General features: G+C 53.7%; 21 protein-coding genes and 1 rRNA gene. 14 read left to right on the top strand and 8 right to left on the bottom strand.

Features of this window, described 5'->3' with window-relative positions:
- Window positions 1-99: 99 nt before the first annotated feature.
- Window positions 100-215, top strand: a 5S ribosomal RNA gene (gene rrf / locus ACSPHG_RS05565).
- 211 nt (window positions 216-426) lie between these two features.
- On the top strand, window positions 427-1,731 hold the full coding sequence (locus ACSPHG_RS05570; protein WP_435952518.1) for an MFS transporter: 1,305 nt from the start codon (window positions 427-429) through the stop codon (window positions 1,729-1,731).
- Here the strand turns inward: ACSPHG_RS05570 and ACSPHG_RS05575 are convergent.
- The 5 genes from ACSPHG_RS05575 to trxC all read right to left on the bottom strand — a co-directional run bounded on the left by ACSPHG_RS05575 (window position 1,728) and on the right by trxC (window position 7,467).
- Window positions 1,728-2,051 carry a YfiM family lipoprotein gene (locus ACSPHG_RS05575; RefSeq protein WP_435952519.1) on the bottom strand — a complete coding sequence of 108 codons (324 nt, stop codon included), beginning with the start codon at window positions 2,049-2,051 and terminating at the stop codon, window positions 1,728-1,730. The genes ACSPHG_RS05570 and ACSPHG_RS05575 overlap by 4 nt on opposite strands.
- 56 nt (window positions 2,052-2,107) lie before the next feature.
- Window positions 2,108-3,463, bottom strand: coding sequence for a CDP-diacylglycerol--serine O-phosphatidyltransferase (gene pssA / locus ACSPHG_RS05580; protein WP_435952520.1), 1,356 nt, complete (start codon window positions 3,461-3,463; stop codon window positions 2,108-2,110).
- Between the two features lie 114 nt (window positions 3,464-3,577).
- Window positions 3,578-6,238, bottom strand: coding sequence for a bifunctional acetate--CoA ligase family protein/GNAT family N-acetyltransferase (locus ACSPHG_RS05585; protein ID WP_435952521.1), 2,661 nt, complete (start codon window positions 6,236-6,238; stop codon window positions 3,578-3,580).
- Between the two features lie 32 nt (window positions 6,239-6,270).
- The gene (locus ACSPHG_RS05590; protein WP_435952522.1) at window positions 6,271-6,972 is read right to left on the bottom strand and encodes a tRNA-uridine aminocarboxypropyltransferase; all 702 of its coding nucleotides are present in this window, start codon (window positions 6,970-6,972) and stop codon (window positions 6,271-6,273) included.
- Between the two features lie 75 nt (window positions 6,973-7,047).
- Window positions 7,048-7,467, bottom strand: coding sequence for a thioredoxin TrxC (gene trxC, locus ACSPHG_RS05595; protein ID WP_435952523.1), 420 nt, complete (start codon window positions 7,465-7,467; stop codon window positions 7,048-7,050).
- Between the two features lie 211 nt (window positions 7,468-7,678).
- Between trxC and ACSPHG_RS05600 the strand changes: the two genes are divergently transcribed.
- The gene (locus ACSPHG_RS05600; protein WP_435952524.1) at window positions 7,679-8,740 is read left to right on the top strand and encodes a tRNA/rRNA methyltransferase; all 1,062 of its coding nucleotides are present in this window, start codon (window positions 7,679-7,681) and stop codon (window positions 8,738-8,740) included.
- Between the two features lie 74 nt (window positions 8,741-8,814).
- Here the strand turns inward: ACSPHG_RS05600 and ung are convergent, their stop codons facing one another.
- Complete coding sequence (gene ung, locus ACSPHG_RS05605; protein WP_435952525.1) at window positions 8,815-9,504, bottom strand: uracil-DNA glycosylase; 690 nt, start codon at window positions 9,502-9,504, stop codon at window positions 8,815-8,817.
- 320 nt (window positions 9,505-9,824) lie between these two features.
- Between ung and grcA the strand changes: the two genes are divergently transcribed.
- Entirely contained in the window at window positions 9,825-10,208 is a 384-nt protein-coding gene (gene grcA / locus ACSPHG_RS05610) for an autonomous glycyl radical cofactor GrcA (protein WP_435952526.1), read from the top strand.
- Window positions 10,209-10,354: 146 nt separating this feature from the next.
- Here grcA and srmB read toward each other — a convergent pair whose 3' ends face one another.
- Complete coding sequence (srmB, locus tag ACSPHG_RS05615; RefSeq protein WP_435952527.1) at window positions 10,355-11,677, bottom strand: ATP-dependent RNA helicase SrmB; 1,323 nt, start codon at window positions 11,675-11,677, stop codon at window positions 10,355-10,357.
- A 133-nt stretch (window positions 11,678-11,810) separates the two neighbouring features.
- On the opposite strand from srmB, the gene trmN reads away from it, so the two are divergent.
- A complete protein-coding gene (trmN, locus tag ACSPHG_RS05620; RefSeq protein WP_435952528.1) occupies window positions 11,811-12,548 on the top strand; it encodes a tRNA(1)(Val) (adenine(37)-N(6))-methyltransferase TrmN in 738 nt (245 codons plus the stop codon).
- Here trmN and nadB read toward each other — a convergent pair.
- A complete protein-coding gene (gene nadB / locus ACSPHG_RS05625; protein WP_435952529.1) occupies window positions 12,533-14,149 on the bottom strand; it encodes an L-aspartate oxidase in 1,617 nt (538 codons plus the stop codon). The genes trmN and nadB overlap by 16 nt on opposite strands.
- Before the next feature lie 366 nt (window positions 14,150-14,515).
- Here nadB and rseD point away from each other — a divergent pair, with 366 nt between their 5' ends.
- The 9 genes from rseD to era all read left to right on the top strand — a co-directional run bounded on the left by rseD (window position 14,516) and on the right by era (window position 22,012).
- The gene (gene rseD, locus ACSPHG_RS05630; RefSeq protein ID WP_435955949.1) at window positions 14,516-14,584 is read left to right on the top strand and encodes a rpoE leader peptide RseD; all 69 of its coding nucleotides are present in this window, start codon (window positions 14,516-14,518) and stop codon (window positions 14,582-14,584) included.
- Window positions 14,581-15,156 (top strand): RNA polymerase sigma factor RpoE, encoded by a 576-nt coding sequence (gene rpoE / locus ACSPHG_RS05635; RefSeq protein WP_435952530.1) that lies wholly within the window; start codon window positions 14,581-14,583, stop codon window positions 15,154-15,156. Before rseD ends, rpoE begins: the two co-directional genes overlap by 4 nt.
- 30 nt (window positions 15,157-15,186) lie before the next feature.
- Entirely contained in the window at window positions 15,187-15,834 is a 648-nt protein-coding gene (rseA, locus tag ACSPHG_RS05640) for an anti-sigma-E factor RseA (protein ID WP_435952531.1), read from the top strand.
- On the top strand, window positions 15,834-16,790 hold the full coding sequence (rseB, locus tag ACSPHG_RS05645) for a sigma-E factor regulatory protein RseB (protein ID WP_435952532.1): 957 nt from the start codon (window positions 15,834-15,836) through the stop codon (window positions 16,788-16,790). Before rseA ends, rseB begins: the two co-directional genes overlap by 1 nt.
- Window positions 16,787-17,266 carry a SoxR-reducing system protein RseC gene (gene rseC, locus ACSPHG_RS05650; RefSeq protein WP_435952533.1) on the top strand — a complete coding sequence of 160 codons (480 nt, stop codon included), beginning with the start codon at window positions 16,787-16,789 and terminating at the stop codon, window positions 17,264-17,266. The genes rseB and rseC overlap by 4 nt, the downstream gene beginning before the upstream one ends.
- Window positions 17,267-17,471: 205 nt before the next feature.
- Window positions 17,472-19,271 carry a translation elongation factor 4 gene (gene lepA / locus ACSPHG_RS05655; RefSeq protein WP_435952534.1) on the top strand — a complete coding sequence of 600 codons (1,800 nt, stop codon included), beginning with the start codon at window positions 17,472-17,474 and terminating at the stop codon, window positions 19,269-19,271.
- Window positions 19,272-19,285: 14 nt separating this feature from the next.
- Entirely contained in the window at window positions 19,286-20,260 is a 975-nt protein-coding gene (gene lepB, locus ACSPHG_RS05660) for a signal peptidase I (RefSeq protein ID WP_435952535.1), read from the top strand.
- 172 nt (window positions 20,261-20,432) lie between these two features.
- A complete protein-coding gene (rnc, locus tag ACSPHG_RS05665; RefSeq protein WP_435952536.1) occupies window positions 20,433-21,113 on the top strand; it encodes a ribonuclease III in 681 nt (226 codons plus the stop codon).
- Window positions 21,110-22,012, top strand: coding sequence for a GTPase Era (era, locus tag ACSPHG_RS05670; protein ID WP_435952537.1), 903 nt, complete (start codon window positions 21,110-21,112; stop codon window positions 22,010-22,012). The genes rnc and era overlap by 4 nt, the downstream gene beginning before the upstream one ends.
- Window positions 22,013-22,014 lie beyond the last annotated feature (2 nt).

Genomic DNA, 22,014 nt, shown 5'->3' on the forward strand with positions numbered 1-22,014 from the left:
AGGTGTTTTGGTGAGAGACAGACAATTTAATTTTCAGCGGAATTCCGAGATTGAATCAATGGTTACGTGAATAACGTAACGGTTGATAAACAGAATATGCCTGGCGGCACTAGCGCGGTGGTCCCACCTGACCCCATGCCGAACTCAGAAGTGAAACGCCGTAGCGCCGATGGTAGTGTGGGGTCTCCCCATGCGAGAGTAGGGAACTGCCAGGCTTCAAACAAGTGAAAAACCCTGCACGATGTGCAGGGCTTTTTGCCGTCTGCGATTTGTCAAAACCACCTCTTAAATTCTAAAATGCTTAGTCTGCTCACAAAAATCACTGCAACACTAACGTAACACCATAGCTGAGATAACATTTTCTCCGTCAGCTGCTTTACTGGATCCTGGGCTTTAACGCCTATTTCAGGAAGACAGGAGAATAAAATGACAGAAGCAGCAACAACGCATGAAGACAAAGCTGCCCTGAGTGGAACTTATACGCGCCGTCGGATCTGGGCCATTGTCGGGGCTTCATCAGGGAATCTGGTTGAGTGGTTTGATTTTTACGTCTACTCATTCTGCTCGCTCTATTTCGCTCATATCTTTTTCCCATCGGGAAACACAACGACTCAGCTTCTCCAGACGGCAGGCGTGTTTGCGGCCGGATTTCTGATGCGCCCAATCGGCGGATGGATATTTGGCTATATTGCAGACAAACATGGTCGAAAAAAATCAATGCTCATTTCCGTCTGCATGATGTGTTTCGGTTCACTGGTTATTGCTTGCCTGCCTGGATACGCCGTTATAGGCACCTGGGCTCCCGCACTTCTTTTGTTGGCTCGATTATTTCAGGGACTGTCGGTGGGCGGGGAATACGGTACGAGTGCCACCTATATGAGTGAAGTGGCCGTTGAAGGTCGTAAGGGTTTTTATGCGTCCTTTCAGTACGTAACGCTTATCGGCGGGCAGCTGTTGGCGCTATTGGTCGTTGTAGCGTTACAACAAGTTCTTAGCGATGAAGATTTGCGCGGTTGGGGATGGCGAATCCCATTTGCTATCGGAGCCGTATTAGCTGTGGTTGCACTTTATTTGCGTCGCTCGTTGGATGAGACTTCGGATAAGTCGACTCGCGAACATCAAGATGCCGGTACGCTAGGTGGGCTGTGGAAGAATCGCCGCGCCTTTATTATGGTGCTTGGCTTCACCGCTGGGGGGTCATTAAGCTTCTATACCTTTACCACCTATATGCAGAAGTATCTGGTGAATACCGCCGGTATGCATGCCAATGTCGCCAGCGCGTTAATGACCTTCGCTCTGTTTATTTTTATGCTGGTCCAGCCGCTTTTTGGTGCACTGTCAGACAAAATCGGTCGCCGAAATTCCATGCTCTGCTTTGGCGCGCTGGCAGCGGTGATGACTGTTCCGATTCTTACCGCGCTTCAGAATGTTAGCTCACCTTATGCGGCGTTTGGTCTGGTGATGCTTGCGATGCTGATCGTCAGTTTCTATACGTCGATCAGCGGGATCCTGAAAGCGGAAATGTTCCCACCGGAAGTACGTGCCCTGGGGGTTGGCTTATCTTACGCCGTAGCCAACGCGTTATTCGGCGGCTCGGCGGAATATGTCGCGCTCTCACTTAAATCAATCGGGCTTGAAACGGCATTTTTCTGGTACGTCTCAGGGATGGGTGCAATAGCGTTTTTAGTGTCGCTGATGCTGCACCGTAAAGGCAAAGGGATAAAACTCTAGCGCTCAGCTAGCTGCCAGATAGTATAGCCGGTGGCTGCACCGGCTAGATCCCAGGTAAAATCCTTCCAGCTCCAGCCGCTGCCTGTAGGGCGACTGTCCCACAGCTCTTTCGATGCTCCCAGGCCGACGGAAAACAGCAGCCCGAAGTTTGCACTGCGCGAATTGCTCCAGCCCTGGCGCTGGCCGTATTCATTTCCCGCCGCCGCCAAAATTGCCGAAGCCATAAAGTGTTGGGCTTTGTCCTGCCCGTGCCACTGGTCTTGAGCCATATGGCTGCAGCCGCTTAGCAGGAAGACAGCAGGTAACATTAGTCGAAGCATCTCTGGACTCCATATACAAAAAAGCCCTGCAAAGCAGGGCCTAAATTATAGATGAATTATAAAATTCGACTTATCAAGCGATCGATTCGGATACGTCGCAGGCGGCGAATCAGCTTACGAACCTTCACCGGGTACTCTGCAATACTTTGCAGATCGCGATAGTGCTGCACGACGGTGGTATGCGTTCGGATCAGCTCAAGTTCACGCAGACGAAGCGGCGCAAGCTCTTGCTTCGGGTCGTGGATAAGGATGGCGTTCTCCAGGTCCAGACGCCATGCGCGCGGGTTCAGATTGTTCCCGGTCAGCAACATCCATTCATCGTCAACCCACATGCCTTTCAGGTGATAGCTATTATCTTCGTCCTTCCAAAGACGCACTATCAGCTGACCGCTGTTTACGTAGTATTGCAGGCGGCTCAGGAAGCGGCGAAGGTTGATTTCGTAAAGGTAGGGCAGCGCGCCGATAATTTTGAACGGCTGGTCTTCCGGAATGTAGAAATCATTAGCTGTTTTGTCGCCGACGATAATTTCAACCTGTTTGCCGTCCCGCAGCAGCTGGATGATATTGCGCACCAGCATTGCAGGTAGGTTGAAATAAGGCGTGCAGATAACCAGCTTATGTTCCGTACAGGGCATCAGATGGAAGATGGTTTTATTCAGCAGGCTCGATTTGCCTAGGCCAACCAGCGGCGTGACGGAGAGCTGTTCGTTATCGGCCGTCCCCTGGAAGTGGAACGTTGCATCGCGCAGTTCCTGGCGGAACAGGCGAATATCGTTTTTGATTTCCGGGCTTTTAGGGCGATGCAGAGTATCAAGGCGATGAACGGCTCGGCCACGAACCAAATGTTGATTAACCCAGTCATACATGACATCTGCAAGCTGCGGGTTACGGATAACCTGATAGCGGTCATAGCGATATTTGTCATGCTGATGGAGATAGACATCGTTCAGGCTTGCACCGCTATAAACGACGGAATCATCGATGATGAAGCCCTTAAAATGCAGCACGCCGAGCGCTTCACGGGTATTCACCGGTACACCATAAACGGGAATATCGACGTCGGGGAACTGTTCAGAAAGACGGTGATACCAGTCGGCGTTGGTATTCGTTGCGGCTACGCCAATACGGCCACGCTGCGCTCGGTGCCAGTCGACCAGAATCGTTGCTTCAATTTCTGGACGCTTTTGCTTGGCTTCATAGAGCGCTGAGAGAATACCGTTGCCGCCGTCGTCCTGCTCCAGATACAGCGCGACGATACAGACGCGGCGCGTTGCGCTGGCAATTTTTTGCAGCAAGGCTTCGCGGAAATCCGCAGGGGAGAAAAGGGTTTCTACATCATCAACTGACTGAGAAAGCTTTGGTAACTGGGCAAGGTGTTGTTGATGTTTGTTACGTTTAAATTTAGACAACATCACAGTGCGTATCTTCTCTATTCATTGGATGGCCTTCTGCAAAATCCAGACGTCAGAACTTGCTGATAATACCACTACTGCCTGGCAAAGTGATTAAGTTTTCCAGTGCCTTACTCACGAATCCGTGCATTTCACCAAGGGTAAAGTCAGGCTTACGATACCATCTTCAAGCTGTATGTCGACCTCAAACCCTAGTTTTCGGGCCAGGGTAACCATGCCCTGGTTATTCGGCATGGTGATGCCGTTAAGCCTTTGCAGGCCGTGCTCGCCAGTATAAGCAATCAGCTTTTCCAGCAGCCGACGGCCAAGCCCCAGGCCTTTTAAATCGGATCGTACAAGTACCGCAAACTCGGCGTCGATATTATCGGGATCGGAAATCGCACGGGTCACGCCGAGGATCTCATCACGGTCATTCAGCTTGCGAACGGCAACAAAGGCCATTTCCCGATCGTAGTCGATCTGGGTCATATTGGCTAAATCATCGTGGGTAAATTCATTGATCTCACTGAAATACCGATAATAAAGATCTTCTTTCGTCACTCTGCCAATGAACTCCTGTAGCTTTGGTTCATCCTCAGGAAGGATCGGGCGAAACAGACACTGTTCGCCATTTTTGAGAACCACGTTCTCTTCCAACTGGTGTGGATAAGGGCGTACAGCCAGGCGTGCGTCGGGATCTCCTTCGAAAGGAGCCAGCTGCAGCGTAACATCGAGCAGGGTAAATTCGCTGCCTGATGCCAGCAAAGGGTGGATATCCAGGCGGCGGATCTCAGGGCAATCAACAATGAGGTTGGAAACCTGAACCAGAATCTGGCTTATGCCGGGTATGTCGAGAGGGCGTAGGGCGCTGCGGCCACGAATTTTCCCGCTCTTTATTGCCTGAATAACCAGATAGCGGGCCAGATTCATGTTGAGAGGCGGTAGGGCAACCACGGCCTGCTGGTCTGGCCGCCACTCAATTCCCCCTTCGCCAAGCATAATCAGCGGCCCAAACACGGGATCCTGTTCGACGACGACACGCAGCTCCTGAGCGCCTGCGCGATTTGCCATACTCTGAACCAGCAGCCCGTGGATACGCGCCTGCGGCCATGCCATTTTCACTCGGTCGATGATGGCGTCAGCGGCCTGCTGGACTTCGGAAGCCGTACGCAGGTAGAGCATAACGCCCTGGACTTCTGACTTATGCGGAATATCCGGTGAGCGCAGTTTCAGCGCCACCGGGTAACCGATCTGCTCGGCGATATGCACGGCTTCCGCGCTGTCGCTGGCGATCCACGTAGGCAGCGTATTCAGACCATAGGCTTGCAGAATAGGGCGCACTTCATGGGTATCCAGCGAAGTTGCGCCCTCCAGCAGTGCTTGCTGTATAAGCTGATGCGCATCGCTGGCGTTGGCCGCCAGATTAGCTGGCAGAGCGGGCGTTTCCCGCAGCTGCTTCTGGTTTCGACGATATTCGACCATGTGCATAAAGGCCGTGACGGTGCCTTCCGGCGTTCGATACGTGGGGATCCCCGCATCGCTAAACAGCCGCCGCGCCTCTTGTGAGGAAAATTCACCGCACCAGTTGGTAATTAATGTGATGTATTTGCCGCGCGGATGGCGACGTAATAACTCGATGAGCGCCGCCGCGCTTTGGGTACCTGGAGCCGCCGCGCTCGGGGCGTGAATAATCATCAGCGCATCGAAATCCTGACTATCCAACAGCACTTCAAGTGCCCGCAGATAGCGATCGGGCGTAGCGTCATCCCGTAGATCCAGCGGGTTTCCGCTTTCTACGCTAGTGGGCAGCGCGGCCTGTAACTTCGCCAGCATTTCCTCGCCGAGTGACGCCAGCTTGCCGTTCCGCAGCCACAGCTCATCAAGGGCGAGAGCGGCAGGAGCCGCGCCGTTGCTGACTATCATCAGTCTTTCACCGCGCAGTGGGCGCATGTGGCTCAGGGTTTCGACGGCCGAAAAAAGCTCGTGCGTGTCCTGTACACGCAGAAGCCCCGCGCGCTGGATTGCCGCGTCCCAGGCTGAATCCAACCCGGTATGCGTTTTTAGCAATGCTTGGGCTTTTGCGCTGCGGCCGCTTTTTATCACCAGTATAGGTTTGTTGCGTGAGGCGCTTCGCGCTGCGGAAACAAAGCGGCGAGCATCGCTCAGATGTTCAAGATAAAGCAGAATGGCGCTGGTTTTAGTATCGCGAGCCAGGTAATCCAGCAGTTCGTCGACGTCGATATCCAGGCTATCGCCCAGCGCGATAAACCACGAAAAGCCCATTTCACGCTGCTGGGCCCAGTCGAGAATCGTATTGGAAACCGCGGCAGACTGGGAAATAAACGCCAGTTTGCCTTTCTGAATCGGGACGGGGGAAAAGCTGGCGTTCAGGCCCTGCCACGGGGCAAGCAGGCCCAGACTGTTAGGACCGAGCAAACGAATTTGCCAGCGGGTCGCACAGGCCAGGAGTTCAGGAAGCTGCTCTGGCGAAGCGGAGAGAATAATGCACGCCTTGCATCCTTTTTCACCAAGGGCCTGCAATAGTTCTAGATTGCGTTTGGAATGCGTGCAAATAATCGCGAGGTCAGGCGGGAAAGGGAGGCTGGGAATATCAGGCCAGGCGAGCACGCCACACACCGCCTGGTGGCTCGGCGTAACCGGCATCACCGGGCCGTTAAACCCCCCAGCCAGCAAATTTCGCATCATTAAAAAGCCTGCGCGGTCAGTTTTTGCTGACGCACCGATCACGGCTATCGATTTGGGACGCAGCAGCGCCTCCAGCCCACGTTGACTCATTGCTCTCTCCCCTGAGACATATCAACCTGAGTTTAAACGCTTTCCGGCTCTGCTGCTGTGACGCTGCCCTGATGATGGGGTTTACCCGCCAGATAACGCTCGCGGAATAAGGTGAAGTGATTGGTTAAGCCGGTTGCGGCGGCCGTATCGCCCGCCTGTTCAAGCAGCGCGGCGGCGACTTCTGCGGTGCAATACTGACCGTCTACGCTGGCGATCCGCAGGCGGTAGGCCGATGAGATGCTTAAATCGACTGAGATAACCGGCAGTGCATCAAGCCACGGGCTTTTGCGGAACATTTTACGGGCTTCGGTCCAGGTGCCATCAAGCATAATAAACAGTGGCGGCTTGCCCGTCAGAGGCGGTGCCGTGAGTATGACTCTGCCCGGATCGGCATAGGACGCAGGGAATACAACCATTGGCTGATAGTCAGGATTTGCAACGAGTTCGAGCATCGCCTGCGGCGGTTCGGTGCGTGACCACTGGAACGCAGCGGTATCCGGCAGAATATCGGCTATCAGGCGGCCCGTATTACTGGGCTTCATCGGCTCGGTATCAAACATCACCAGGCAAAAGCGGCTGCGGGCCGGCTGCGGCTGCAAAGTCGCGCAAAGACACTGTTTAAGCGGCAAAAGGCAGCGTTGGCAACGGCGAATGCGGTTACCACGGGCAAGAAACGGGCGAGTAGCGCGCGCCAGACGTTCAGCGCGAAGACGAAGAACAGCGTTTTCGGTCATCAGGGATACGGGAGCAAAAACGCTATTCTAACGTAGATAGCAAAGCGGGACACAAGAATCGTGCCCCGACGTAGATCAGATATTTTCGTTAAGCCAGCCGTCGAACGGAGCCTTAGGCATTGCGCCGTTTAACATATCCACCATCTCGCCTTTCTTGAAGATCATAATGGTTGGAATGCTGCGGATTCGGAAGCGCGCGCTCAGCTCGGGTTCCGCTTCGGTATTGACCTTGATGAAGCGTACTTTACCACTACGCTCTTCGGCAACGTCTTCATAAATTGGGGCGAAGTTAACGCACGGCCCGCACCACGGGGCCCAAAAATCGATCACAACCGGCAAATCGTCTTTTAACAGCTGATCGAACGTTGCGCTGGTGGCATTGATGACTTCACCGTCAAACAGCTCATGGCCACAGCGTCCGCATTTTGCCACATCGTCAATGCGGTCTTCCGGGATGCGATTAATCGCCTGACAGGCGGCACAAACGGTATTCATAACTAACCTCTAAAGGGTAATTGTCAGGAGATCGGCGTGAATAACCGATAATGTTTCTAAGATGTTAAATAGTATCGGTGATTAATTTGGTGTCAACAAAGCGATTTATTCGATGGATACAATAGTTATTAGCTTTTGACCAAAGTTAATGGCTAAGCGGTGCCACATCGGGTAATCTGCGCGCCACGCGCTCAGCCAGGTGGAGAGAAGAATGAACGACGATTTAAAAGGTAAAAGCGGCAAGGTCAAAGTGATGTATGTCCGCGGTGACGATGACAGCGAAAAACGCAGCCAAAACCCGCGTACTGGTAAAGGTGGTGGGCGTGCGGCAGCTCCGTCACGCGCAGAGGGCGGACGTCGCCCACGTCGCGATGATAAACCTGGTGCCGGGCGCGAGCGGAGTCGTAGTGACGATCGTGAAGACCGCGGTGATTCGCCATGGCGTACGGTTTCCCGTGCACCACGTGTTGAAGAATCAACCACGCCAGATCATGGCGGCATCAGCGGTAAAAGCTTTGTAGACCCGGAAACTATTCGCCGCCAGCGTGCGGAAGAAACTCGTGTTTACGGTGAAAACGCCTGTCAGGCTCTGTTCCAGAGCCGTCCGGACTGCATCGTGCGCGCCTGGTTTATCCAGAGCGTTACGCCACGCTTTAAAGAAGCGCTGCGTTGGATGGCGGCAAACCGCAAAGCCTACCATGTGGTAGACGACGCGGAGCTGACCAAAGCATCGGGGACGGAACACCACGGCGGTGTGTGCTTCCTCATTAAGAAGCGCAGCGGTATCAGCGTGCAGAGCTGGCTGTCAAAAGCAGGCGAGGACGACTGTGTCCTGGCGCTGGAAGACGTGGGTAACCCACACAACCTCGGCGGCATCATGCGTAGCTGTGCGCATTTCGGCGTGAAAGGCCTGCTGGTGCAGGATGCTTCACTGCTGGAATCTGGCGCGGCGGTGCGTACTGCAGAAGGCGGTGCGGAACACGTGCAGGCTATCAGCGGTGACACGTTCATCGATGGTCTGGAATCTTTCCGCAAGGCCGGTTACGCCATTGTCACCACATCCAGCCACAAAGGCACTCCGCTGTTCAAAGCCGAGCTGCCGAAGAAAATGGTGCTGGTGCTGGGGCAGGAACGCGAAGGCGTTTCCGAAGCAACCTTCGATAACGCGGACATGAGCGTCGCCATTGACGGTACCGGTAACGTTGAAAGTCTTAACGTGTCTGTGGCAACAGGCGTGCTGCTTGCCGAATGGTGGCGTCAGAATAAAGCCTGAGTGAATTGCAGGTAATATAGGGCGGAAGAGCATTTTGTTCCTTCCGCCACTAAGCCAGCGAAAGCTGGCTTTTTTTATGCCTGTTGCTCAGGAAGTTTGGGCGTCCAGTCGATCGGTGGCAGGCCACGATTAATCAAATAGTCATTAGTTTTTGCGAAATGCCCACAGCCCAGGAACCCACGGTGTGCGGAAAGCGGCGACGGATGTGGTGCCTGCAAAACGTGGTGGCGCTTACGATCGATAATGCTGCCTTTCTTCTGCGCGTGAGATCCCCACAGGAGAAAAACTACGCCCTCACAATGCTCGTTAATAAGAGCGATGACCTTATCGGTAAATGTCTCCCAGCCGAGGCGAGCGTGGGAATGCGCTTTGCCAGCCTCAACCGTCAGCACCGTATTCAGCAACATCACGCCCTGATGCGCCCAGCTTTCCAGGTAGCCATGATTAGGCCGTACAAAGTCCGGGAAGTTGCTTTGTAGTTCTTTGTACATATTGCCGAGGGAAGGCGGGACGGCAACGCCCGGCAGCACTGAAAATGCAAGGCCATGCGCCTGTCCTGGCCCGTGGTATGGGTCTTGCCCCAGGATAACCACTTTCACATCCCCCAGTTCCGTAAAGCGAAAGGCATTGAAAACATCTTTTTGCGGAGGATACACCGTGACGCCTGCCGCGCGTTCAGAAGCTACCGTGCTGAGCGTATTAATGAAATAAGGCTGCTGTTTTTCTTCGGCCAGCACATCGTGCCATGTAAGTGGGGTGGTCATCTCGCTCTCCTGCGATTAGTCATGGCGATAGCTTAACTTCTTCTTACTCCATAACAAAATCCACCGCCCGTTGAACGCGACGAGCCACAAAAAAAGTTGAAAATTTACAAACTTTTTAATTTTGTCGTGTCCAGCTAAGTTGATGTAAAACAAATAAATGATATCATGCCCACAATTACTACATGGTTTTAATTGATTTAAATCAAGGTTCTCACCCAGTGAGACTGGTATATAGATCATCAGCGCAACAAAGGTTTTACCAATGAGCCAGCATGTGGCCCAAAAGAATCAGCAAAAATTAGCCCATAGGGAGAAATAAAATGATTACTGGTATCCAGATTACAAAAGCAGCAAACGACGAACTTCTGAACTCCTTCTGGCTGCTCGACAGCGATAAAGGCGAAGCACGCTGCGTATGTGCTAAAGCTGGCTTTGCGGAAGACGAAGTTGTAGAAGTCAGCAAGCTGGGTCAGTTCGAATACCGCGAAATTCCGATGGAAGTGAAGCCGGAAGTTCGTGTGGAAGGCGGTCAGCACCTGAACGTAAACGTTCTGCGCCGTGAAACTCTGGAAGATGCGGTTAAGCACCCGGAAAAGTATCCTCAGCTGACTATCCGCGTTTCTGGCTATGCCGTGCGTTTCAACTCGCTGACGCCAGAACAGCAGCGCGACGTTATTACTCGTACTTTCACCGAAAGCCTGTAATAACCTTAAGAATGCAAAAGCCGACTCAGCGATGAGTCGGCTTTTTTACGCATTAAGCACGATAATTCGGATAAAAGGGCTGAAAAGCATGCTCAAGCAATAAAAAAACTGCCTCATTTAAGGCGGTTTTTTGTTTCGTTACTGAATTATTCTGCAGATTCAGATTTGGCAGCGCTTGGTTTACGGCGTTTACCGACATTCTTCTTATCGCGATGACGCACCTTAACGCGCGGCTTTTCTTTCTCGTCTTTCTTCTTCTCTTCGCGTTTCGCGAGCACTTTCTTGGACGGCTTGCCGGTGAGTTTTTCACTTGGCGCGCGAGTCGTAGGGCGCAACTCGTCGATGACCCGTGATTTCAACGGCTCTTTCATGTAGCGCGTGATTTTACCCAGCAGCAGGTGATCGTGCGCTTCAACCAGCGAGATCGCCGTGCCTTTCAGGCCAGCGCGTCCGGTACGACCGATACGGTGCAGGTAGGTGTCCGCAGTGCGTGGCATATCGAAGTTAAACACGTGACTTACGTCCGGAATATCGATTCCGCGTGCGGCAACGTCGGTGGCGATAAGCACGTTAACGCGGCCATCGGTCAGGCGTTTGATGGCTTCGGTACGTTTCATCTGCACCATCTCGCCTTCGAGATAGCAGGTATTGATGCCAGCTTCGCGCAGCCAGGCAACCAATTCATGCACACGCTCGCGCTTGCGGACAAACACGATGGAGCGAGTTGCATCCGGCTGCTGGAGCAGATTTACCAGAAGCTTGGTTTTATGCACCACGTCATCGGCACGGTAATACCACTGGTGGATTTTCTTGCGTTCGCGGGTGGACGGCGTTGCAGAAACCTCAACCGGATCTTCCAGCAGGCGCTCGGCAAAACTCTTAATCGCATCGCCTTCAAGCGTCGCGGAGAAAAGCATAGTCTGTTTACGCCAGCGGGTTTCAGCCGCGATGGTTTCGATATCCTGCGCAAAACCCAAATCCAGCATGCGGTCGGCTTCGTCCAGGATCAGCGTTTCTACCGCACGGCAGTCAAAGTTTTCTTCTTTGATGTACTGCAGCAGACGGCCCGTTGTTGCGACAACGATGTCCTGGTTTTCGCTGAAAACTTCAGCATGGTTCATATACGCCACGCCGCCGGTGATGGTAGCGATATCAAGATGCGTATGCTTTGCCAGTTCACGAGCGTGATCGGCTACCTGCATTGCCAGCTCACGGGTTGGCGTAACGATCAAAATGCGCGGCGGGCCGGATTTCTTGCGTGGGAAGTCGATCAGATGCTGTAACACTGGCAGCAAATAGGCTGCGGTTTTACCGGTACCCGTTGGCGCAGAGCCAAGAACATCACGCCCTTCAAGCGCAGGAGGAATGGCGGCAGCCTGAATAGCTGTCGGGCGAGTAAAGCCCTTATCCTGGAGCGCGTCCAAAAGGCTTTCGTCTAGTTCGAGTTCGGAAAAAGTGCTTACAGTCATGGTCTACCTCTATGTGGGGCGCCGATTATAGACGTTATGGCTGCGATCTTCATCTGTTAGTGTATCTAAGTGATGCTTTTCCTGGCATCGAGTTTCACTTATGCTACTGCGGTTTCTTTACAGGGTTAATAAGATGTCCAGGCAGAAAGCGCATTTGCGTCGTGACGGATTCACATTTAAACAGTTTTTTATCGCACACGATCGCTGTGCCATGAAAGTGGGTACCGACGGTACTTTACTTGGTGCCTGGGTGCCGGTGGCTAACGTCAAAAGCGTGTTGGATATCGGCACCGGCAGCGGTCTGGTAGCCTTGATGCTTGCGCAACGCACTCCTGACGATGTCACCATCGACGCCGTTGAACTCGATCCTATCGCCGCAGAACAGGCCGCAGAAAACGCCAGCGCTTGCCGTTGGGCGTCGCGTATAAACGTCCATTGTGCTGATATTCGAGAATGGGCGCAGCAGGCGACCCAGCGCTATTCGCTGATCGTCAGCAACCCACCTTTCTTCCAGCAGGGTAGCGAATGCGCATCTCCGGAACGCGCGCAGGCTCGCTACACAACTACGTTGGATCACAGCGCGTTACTGAACAGCGCTGCTCAGATGATAACGGAAGACGGTTTTTTCTGCGTGATCATGCCGGAAACTTCAGGCACCGCCTTTATGGACTTAGCAAAAACGCAGGGGTGGTTTGTACGCTATCGCACGGACGTGGCGGACAACGAAACTCGTTTACCGCACCGCGTGATGCTGGCGCTCTCGCCAACCGACGGTGAGTACTTTACCGAACGGCTTGTTATACGCGGGCCAGACCAAAACTGGTCTGAGGGTTACTGCGGTCTGACCCAGGACTTCTACTTGTTTATGTAAAGCGGCGAAAGAATGCTCGGCCCCGAGTGCTCCGCAAGTTCCGGATAGTCGAGCGTATAATGCAGCCCGCGACTTTCTTTACGCATCATCGCGCAGCGAACGATGAGTTCCGCCACCTGTACCAGGTTGCGCAGCTCAAGCAGATTGTTGGACACGCGGAAGTTCGCGTAATACTCATCGATTTCCTGCTGCAGCATGGTGATGCGGCGCAGCGCCCGCTCAAGGCGGCGCGTCGTTCGCACTATCCCCACGTAATCCCACATAAACAGGCGCAGTTCGTGCCAATTGTGCTGAATCACCACCTGTTCATCCGGATTGTCCACGCGGCTGTCGTCCCAGTCGGGCAGAGATTTCGTTTCGCGGGCAAACGGCATGCGCTTGATAATATCTTCTGCGGCAGACCAGCCGTAAACCAGGCACTCAAGCAGAGAGTTTGAGGCCATACGGTTCGCGCCGTGCAGGCCGGTATAGGTCACTTCACCAATGGCATAAAGTCCGTCAACGTCGGTGCGGCCGTTTTCGTCAACCATCACGCCGCCGCAGGTATAGTGCGCCGCCGGCACGATGGGTACGGGTTCTTTGGTCAGATCTATCCCCAGCCCCATTAATTTTTCATAGATGGTCGGGAAATGGTGGCGAACGAACTCTTCGGGTTTGTGGCTGATGTCGAGATACATGCAGTCTGCGCCAAGCCGCTTCATTTCATGGTCGATTGCGCGTGCGACGATATCGCGCGGTGCCAGCTCGCCGCGTTCGTCAAAATCGGGCATAAAACGCGTGCCGTCGGGCCGTTTAAGGTACGCGCCTTCGCCACGCAAAGCTTCGGTCAGCAGGAAATTACGCGCCTGAGGATGGAAAAGGGCGGTCGGGTGGAACTGATTAAATTCGAGGTTCGCCACGCGGCAGCCCGCGCGCCAGGCCATGGCAATGCCATCGCCGGAAGAAATATCCGGGTTGGTGGTGTACTGATAAACCTTTGAGGCGCCGCCCGTAGCCAGCACGACGGCCTTCGCGCGGCAGGTTTCGACCTTCTCGCGATTGCGGTTCCAGACCCATGCCCCCACGACGCGGCGGGTGCCCGGCAGGCCAATCTTGTCCGAGACAATTAAATCCACGGCGTTGCTGCGTTCAATGACGCGAATGTTTGGGTGGCTCAGCGCCTTGCCGACGAGCGTGGTTTCGACTTCTTTGCCGGTAGCATCCGCAGCGTGGAGGATACGACGATGGCTGTGGCCGCCTTCACGCGTTAGATGGTAGCTCTCGGCCCCGTTTGCCTGAATCTCCGTATCGAACAGTACGCCCTGATCGATAAGCCACTGAACGCAGTGGCGCGCGTTGCTGGCTACAAACTCCACCGCATCACGCTCGCAAATTCCCGCGCCTGCAATTAGCGTATCTTCCACATGCGAGTCGATGCTGTCCGTTTCATCAAAGACCGCCGCAATGCCGCCCTGCGCGTAAAAGGTCGAGCCCTCATTAATGGGGCCTTTACTGAGAACGATAACCTTGCAGCTTTGGGCAAGTCGCAAAGCGAGAGAGAGACCGGCAGCTCCGCTACCAACGATCAGGACGTCACAGGCAAGTTCGGAAGATGTGTTCATGATGTTTAATTTACTAAACAAGGGTTGGGCCAGCATAGCACCCGATGTGGCGTACAACACGCTTTTTTCCAAATGTGTTGCATCAACTAAACAGCTAAACCTTTTCCTGGTCGCGAGAAACTTAGGGCGTCAGATAATGTAAATTTGTGCGAGTGCGGGTGTTAGTAACAGATTTACTGATGAAAAATCGCCTTTCGTGCGATACTCTGCTTCCATACTCTGTGGCTGCTTTTCGAATTACAGAGCGTCACCGTTTTGCGCAGACGAACTTATAATTAAGAAGAGATGATTCGCAAAACAGAACAGAAAAACAAAGGCGTAACGGAACTTTGCTCCGCGAGGGCACTCCAACCCTGACTTGCTCATATTACAGAGTTCGGGTGGCTTTACGATTACGCGTGGAAATTAGGTTTGGGGAGACTTTACCTCGGATGAGCGAGCAGTTAACGGATCAGGTCCTCGTCGAACGGGTCCAAAAGGGAGATCAGAAGTCATTCAATTTACTGGTAATTCGTTATCAGCATAAAGTGGCGAGCCTGGTTTCCCGCTATGTACCTTCCGGGGATGTCCCGGATGTGGTGCAGGAATCATTTATTAAGGCTTATCGCGCGCTGGATTCGTTCCGCGGCGATAGCGCGTTTTACACGTGGTTATACCGCATCGCGGTTAACACGGCGAAAAATTATCTGGTTGCTCAAGGTAGGCGTCCACCGTCCAGTGATGTTGATGCAAATGAAGCAGAAAACTTCGAAAGCGGCGGCGCGTTGAAAGAAATTTCGAACCCTGAGAACTTAATGTTGTCTGAAGAACTGAGACAAATAGTTTTCCGTACTATTGAGTCGCTCCCCGAAGATTTACGCATGGCAATTACGTTGCGGGAGTTGGATGGTCTGAGCTATGAAGAGATAGCCGTCATCATGGATTGCCCGGTAGGTACAGTGCGATCACGTATTTTCCGCGCGCGGGAAGCTATTGATAATAAAGTTCAACCGCTTATCAGGCGTTGACGATAGCGGGTTACTGGAAGGGTATTTAGGATGCAGAAAGAACAGCTTTCCGCTTTAATGGATGGGGAAACTCTGGACAGCGAGCTGCTCAGCACCTTGTCGCAAGACAAAACGTTGCAGCAAAGCTGGGAGAGTTACCACCTGATCCGCGACACGATGCGCGGAGATACCAGCGAGATACTTCATTTCGATATTTCAGCAAAGGTTATGGCTGCTATCGAAAATGAGCCAGTGCGTCAGGTCACGCCACTTATACCGGAACAACAGCCGCAACCGCAGCAATGGCAGAAAATGCCGTTCTGGCAGAAGGTGCGTCCGTGGGCCAGTCAGCTCACCCAAATGGGCGTTGCCGCATGCGTATCTCTTGCGGTTATCGTTGGTGTGCAGCACTATAACGGTCAATCAGATAGCGCAGCGCAGCCGGAAACCCCGGTATTTAATACGCTGCCAATGATGGGCAAAGCCAGCCCGGTAAGCTTAGGCGTACCGTCGGACAGCACGGCCAGCAACGGCCAACAGCAGGTACAGGAACAGCGTCGTCGTATCAACGCTATGCTGCAGGATTACGAATTGCAGCGTCGTTTACACGCCGAGCAACTCCAGTTTGAACAGGCGCAAACCCAGCAAGCCGCTGTGCAAGTGCCAGGAAACCAAACTTTAGGAACTCAATCGCAGTAATGAAGCAACTTTGGTGTGCTCTGTCACTGATGACAGGCAGCCTGTTGTTCACCTCCAACGCCTCGGCGGACACCGTTTCGTCCGGGGCGTTGTTGCAGCAGATGAACCAGGCAAGTCAGTCACTCAATTACGAACTGGCGTTTATCAGCATTAACAAGCAGGGGATAGAGTCCTTACGCTATCGCCATGCACGGCTGGATAACCGACCACTCGCGCAATTACTCCAAATGGATGGCCCACGTCGGGAAGTTGTCCAGCGCGGTAGTGAAATCAGCTACTTTGAGCCTGGGCTGGAACCGTTCACCCTGAACGGCGACTACATTGTCGATTCCTTGCCGTCCATCGTCTATACCGATTTCAAACGTCTCACGCCGTACTACGACTTCATCTCCGTAGGCCGCACGCGTATTGCCGATAGACTTTGCGAAGTTATTCGCGTTGTCGCTCGTGACGGGACTCGTTACAGCTACATTGTCTGGATGGATACCGATACCAAGCTGCCGCTGCGCGTTGATTTGCTGGATCGCGACGGTGAGACGCTGGAACAGTTCCGCGTTATTTCCTTCTCTGTGAACGATCAGGTTAGCGGCATGATGCAGAACCTTGCCAAAGCAAGCCTGCCGCCGCTGCTTTCCGTTCCAGGAAGCGAAAGGGCGAACTTCGCCTGGGCACCGGCCTGGCTGCCACAGGGTTTCAGCGAAGTTTCAAGTAGCCGTCGCCCACTGCCTACCGTTGATGTGCCGATTGAATCCCGTCTCTATTCCGACGGTTTATTTAGCTTCTCGGTAAACATCAGCCGCGCAGGCAACGTTAGTAGCGATCAGCTGTTGCGCACCGGTCGTCGCACGGTCAGCTCTGAAGTGCGTGATAAAACTGAAATCACCATCGTGGGCGAACTGCCGCCGCAAACGGCCAAGCGCATCGCGGATAGCATAAAATTTAAGGCGGCTCCATGATCAAAGAATGGGCGACCGTGGTCTCGTGGGAAAACGGTGAAGCGCTGCTGCGTTGCGATGTGAAAGCATCCTGTAGCAGCTGCGCGTCTCGTGCCGGCTGTGGCAGCAGGCTGCTCAACAAGCTTGGCCCGCAGAATGAGCATTTCCTGTCGGTGGCAAGCGCACAGCCGCTGGTGGAAGGGCAGAAAGTCGAACTAGGCATTGCCGAAGGCAGTCTGCTGGGTTCGGCTCTGCTAGTTTATATGTCTCCGCTGGTGGGCCTGTTCCTGATTGCTGCGCTGTTTCAAGGCCTGTTCGGTACCGATCTTGCAGCGTTCTGCGGCGGGGTATTAGGCGGCGTCGGTGGCTTCCTGCTGGCACGCGGATTCTCCGCTAAGCTCAGCCATCGCGCGGACTGGCAGCCCGTAATCCTGAGCGTTGCGCTCCCTCCGGATGCCCTGCGTGTTGAAACCATCACCTCTGCAGACGGCCAGTAATTTCCGCTGGCCGTTATCTTAAGTTACATTCTCACGCCGCCTCATTTTCTCCCTCAGCTAAGCTTGCAGGATGAGCAGTTTCCTCGGTTTCTGGTTGTAGTGTAGAATGCGGCGTTTCAGGCAAAAGACAGCCATTGACATCATGCTCCGTACAGCGCGAAGCGCCGAGCTCTCAGGCACTTGTAAGGCATAAAAACCTCTAACTATGAAGAATATACGTAACTTTTCTATTATTGCCCACATCGACCACGGTAAATCGACGCTGTCTGACCGTATCATCCAGATTTGCGGCGGCCTCTCCGATCGTGAGATGGAAGCCCAGGTTCTGGATTCCATGGATCTGGAACGTGAACGTGGTATCACCATCAAAGCGCAGAGCGTTACGCTCGATTACAAAGCAAGCGATGGCGAAACTTACCACCTGAACTTCATCGACACCCCTGGCCACGTTGACTTCTCCTATGAAGTTTCCCGCTCCCTCGCGGCGTGCGAAGGCGCGCTGCTGGTGGTAGATGCCGGGCAGGGCGTTGAAGCTCAGACGCTGGCAAACTGCTACACCGCCATGGAAATGGATCTCGAAGTCGTACCCGTACTGAACAAAATTGACCTGCCGGCGGCCGATCCTGAGCGCGCAGCCCAGGAAATTGAAGATATCGTCGGTATTGATGCGACCGATGCCGTTCGCTGCTCGGCAAAAACCGGCTTTGGCGTAACGGATGTCCTTGAACGACTGGTTCGTGATATCCCGGGGCCGGAAGGCGATCCGGAAGCCCCATTACAGGCGCTGATCATCGACTCCTGGTTCGATAACTATCTTGGCGTTGTTTCTCTGGTACGTATTAAAAACGGCACCATGAGAAAAGGCGACAAAATCAAAGTCATGAGCACCGGTCAGGTCTACAACGCCGACCGCCTTGGCATCTTCACCCCGAAACGTGTCGATCGCGACATGCTGGGCTGCGGTGAAGTAGGTTGGCTGGTTTGCGCCATTAAAGACATTCTTGGTGCACCGGTTGGCGATACATTAACGCTTGCCCGTAACCCGGCAGAAAAAGCGCTGCCAGGCTTTAAAAAAGTGAAGCCGCAGGTCTATGCCGGTCTGTTCCCGGTCAGCTCTGACGACTATGAAAACTTCCGTGATGCGCTCGGCAAACTGAGTCTCAACGACGCCTCCCTGTTCTATGAGCCAGAAAGCTCCACGGCGCTAGGCTTCGGCTTCCGCTGCGGCTTCCTCGGCCTGCTGCATATGGAAATCATTCAGGAGCGTCTGGAGCGTGAATACGATCTCGATCTGATCACCACCGCGCCAACGGTAGTTTACGAAGTAGAAACCACCAGCGGTGAAGTTATCTACGTCGACAGCCCGTCCAAGCTGCCTGCGCTGAACAACATTGCCGAGCTGCGCGAGCCGATTGCGGAATGTCACATGCTGATGCCGCAGGAATATCTGGGCAGCGTCATCACGCTGTGTATCGAGAAGCGTGGCGTGCAGACCAACATGGTGTACCACGGTAACCAGGTTGCGCTGACCTATGAAATCCCGATGGCTGAAGTGGTTCTCGACTTCTTTGACCGTCTGAAATCAACGTCCCGCGGCTATGCTTCCCTGGACTACAACTTCAAACGCTTCCAGGCTTCTGACATGGTGCGCGTTGATGTGTTGATTAACGGCGATCGCGTTGATGCCCTGGCTCTGATCACCCACCGTGGCAACTCACAGTTCCGTGGTCGCCAGCTGGTTGAGAAAATGCAGGAGCTGATCCCGCGCCAGCAGTTCGATATCGCGATTCAGGCGGCTATCGGCGCACATATCATCGCACGTTCCACCGTGAAACAGCTGCGTAAAAACGTTCTGGCAAAATGCTATGGCGGCGACGTTAGCCGTAAGAAAAAGCTGCTGCAGAAACAGAAAGACGGTAAGAAACGCATGAAGCAGGTTGGTAACGTTGAGCTGCCACAGGAAGCGTTCCTCGCCATTCTGCACGTTGGCAAAGACGGCAAATAATCTAAGGAGTTGGCATGGCGAACATGTTTGCTCTGATCCTCGTGATAGCCACGCTGGTGACGGGCATTTTATGGTGTATCGATAAGTTTATCTTTGCACCAAAGCGTCGTGAGAAACAGGCGGCAGCGCAGGCTGCCACCGGTGAAACACTAGACCCGAAGACCCTGAAAAAAGTTGGCCCGAAACCGGGCTGGCTGGAAACTGGCGCATCCGTGTTCCCGGTTCTGGCGATCGTTCTGATCGTGCGTTCGTTTATTTACGAACCGTTCCAGATCCCATCGGGTTCAATGATGCCAACGCTGTTAATTGGCGATTTTATTCTGGTCGAAAAATATGCCTATGGCATTAAAGATCCTATTTACCAGAAGACGTTAATTGAAACCGGCCATCCAAAACGCGGCGATATTGTCGTCTTTAAATATCCGCAGGATCCCCGCCTTGATTATATTAAGCGCGCCGTGGGTCTTCCGGGCGACCGTGTAAGCTACGATCCTGTCGCGAAGGAAGTTACCGTTCAGCCAAACTGCAGCTCAGGGCAGGCATGCGATAACGCGTTGCCTATCACCTACAGCAACGTCGAGCCGAGCGATTTCGTGCAGACTTTTGCGCGCCGCAACGGTAGCGAAGCGACTTCCGGTTTCTTCCAGCTTCCGCAGAACCAAACCAAAGAGGGCGGTATTCGCCTGTCTGAGCGTAAAGAGACGCTGGGTGACGTAACGCACCGCATCCTCACCGTGCCCATTGCGCAGGACCAGCTCGGTATGTACTACCAGCAGCAGGGCCAGCAGCTGGCAACCTGGATTGTTCCGCCGGGTCATTACTTCATGATGGGCGACAACCGCGATAACAGCGCGGACAGCCGTTATTGGGGCTTTGTTCCGGAGCAAAACCTGGTGGGTAAAGCGACGGCTATCTGGATGAGTTTTGAGAAACAGGAAGGTCAGTGGCCAACCGGCGTTCGTTTAAGCCGTATTGGCGGAATTCATTGATCAATTAAATCCATTCAAGTAACGACATCCCCGGTCGTTGTGTATAGAATATCCCCCCGTATTTAGGTTGGCTCCCGCAAGGGAGCCACGGCACACGAAACAGCGTTGGTTTCCCTATTTCAGGTCTGTTCCGTGTGCTGAATAGTTGACGCATTCATTAATTTGGTATCGCATGAATCCCATCGTAATCACCAGGCTGCAGCGCAAGCTGGGCTACACTTTTGTACATCAGGATCTGTTGCAACAGGCTTTAACCCATCGCAGTGCAAGCAGCAAGCACAATGAGCGTTTGGAGTTCCTGGGTGACTCCATTCTTAGTTACGTTATTGCCAACGCGCTTTATCACCGTTTTCCTCGCGTAGACGAAGGTGATATGAGCCGCATGCGCGCCACGCTTGTTCGTGGCAATACGCTGGCAGAAATCGCCCGTGAATTTGATTTGGGCGAATGCCTGCGTCTTGGGCCGGGCGAGCTGAAAAGCGGCGGTTTCCGCCGTGAATCTATCCTTGCCGATACCGTTGAAGCCTTAATCGGCGGCGTGTTCCTCGACAGCGATATTCAGAACGTCGAGCGTTTGATCCTCTCCTGGTATCAAAGCCGTCTTGATGAAATCAGCCCGGGCGACAAGCAAAAAGATCCGAAAACGCGTCTGCAGGAATATCTGCAGGGTCGCCACTTACCGCTACCGTCCTATCTGGTGGTGCAGGTTCGCGGCGAAGCGCACGATCAGGAATTTACCATTCACTGTCAGGTGAGTGGCCTGCCTGAGCCGGTCGTAGGGACCGGTTCAAGCCGCCGTAAAGCGGAACAGGCTGCAGCTGAGCAGGCGCTTAAAAAGCTGGAGCTGGAATGAGCGAAGAACAAACATTTTGCGGGTTCGTGGCCATCGTTGGTCGCCCGAACGTCGGCAAATCCACGCTGCTAAACCAGCTGCTTGGGCAAAAAATTTCCATTACCTCGCGTAAGGCGCAGACCACGCGTCACCGCATCATGGGCATCCACACCGAAGGGCCATATCAGGCGATTTACGTCGATACCCCAGGGCTGCACATGGAAGAAAAGCGCGCCATCAACCGTCTGATGAACAAGGCTGCCAGCAGCTCCATCGGCGACGTTGAGCTGGTTATCTTCGTTGTTGAAGGCACGAAGTGGACCGCAGACGACGAAATGGTGCTCAACAAACTGCGCGACAGCAAGGCGCCGGTCATCCTCGCCGTTAACAAAGTTGATAACGTGCAGGACAAAGGCATTCTTCTGCCGCATCTGCAGTTCCTCGGCAGCCAAATGAATTTCCTCGATATCGTGCCGATCTCTGCTGAAACCGGCATGAACGTCGATACCATCGCCAGCATCGTGCGCAAGCGCCTGCCGGAAGCGATTCATCACTTCCCGGAAGACTACATCACCGACCGCTCCCAGCGCTTTATGGCCTCTGAAATCATCCGTGAAAAACTGATGCGTTTCCTGGGCGCTGAGCTGCCGTACTCCGTGACGGTGGAAATCGAGCAGTTCGTGACGAACGCGCGCGGTGGCTACGATATCAACGGCCTGATTCTGGTAGAACGTGAAGGCCAGAAGAAAATGGTGATTGGCAACAAAGGGGCCAAAATCAAAACCATCGGTATCGAAGCGCGTAAGGACATGGAAGATATGTTCGAAGCCAAAATTCACCTGGAGCTGTGGGTGAAGGTTAAATCCGGCTGGGCAGACGACGAGCGCGCGCTGCGCAGCCTCGGCTATACAGACGATTAACC

The organism is Dryocola baronae (assembly GCF_051297175.1).
Classification (GTDB): Bacteria; Pseudomonadota; Gammaproteobacteria; order Enterobacterales; family Enterobacteriaceae; genus Dryocola.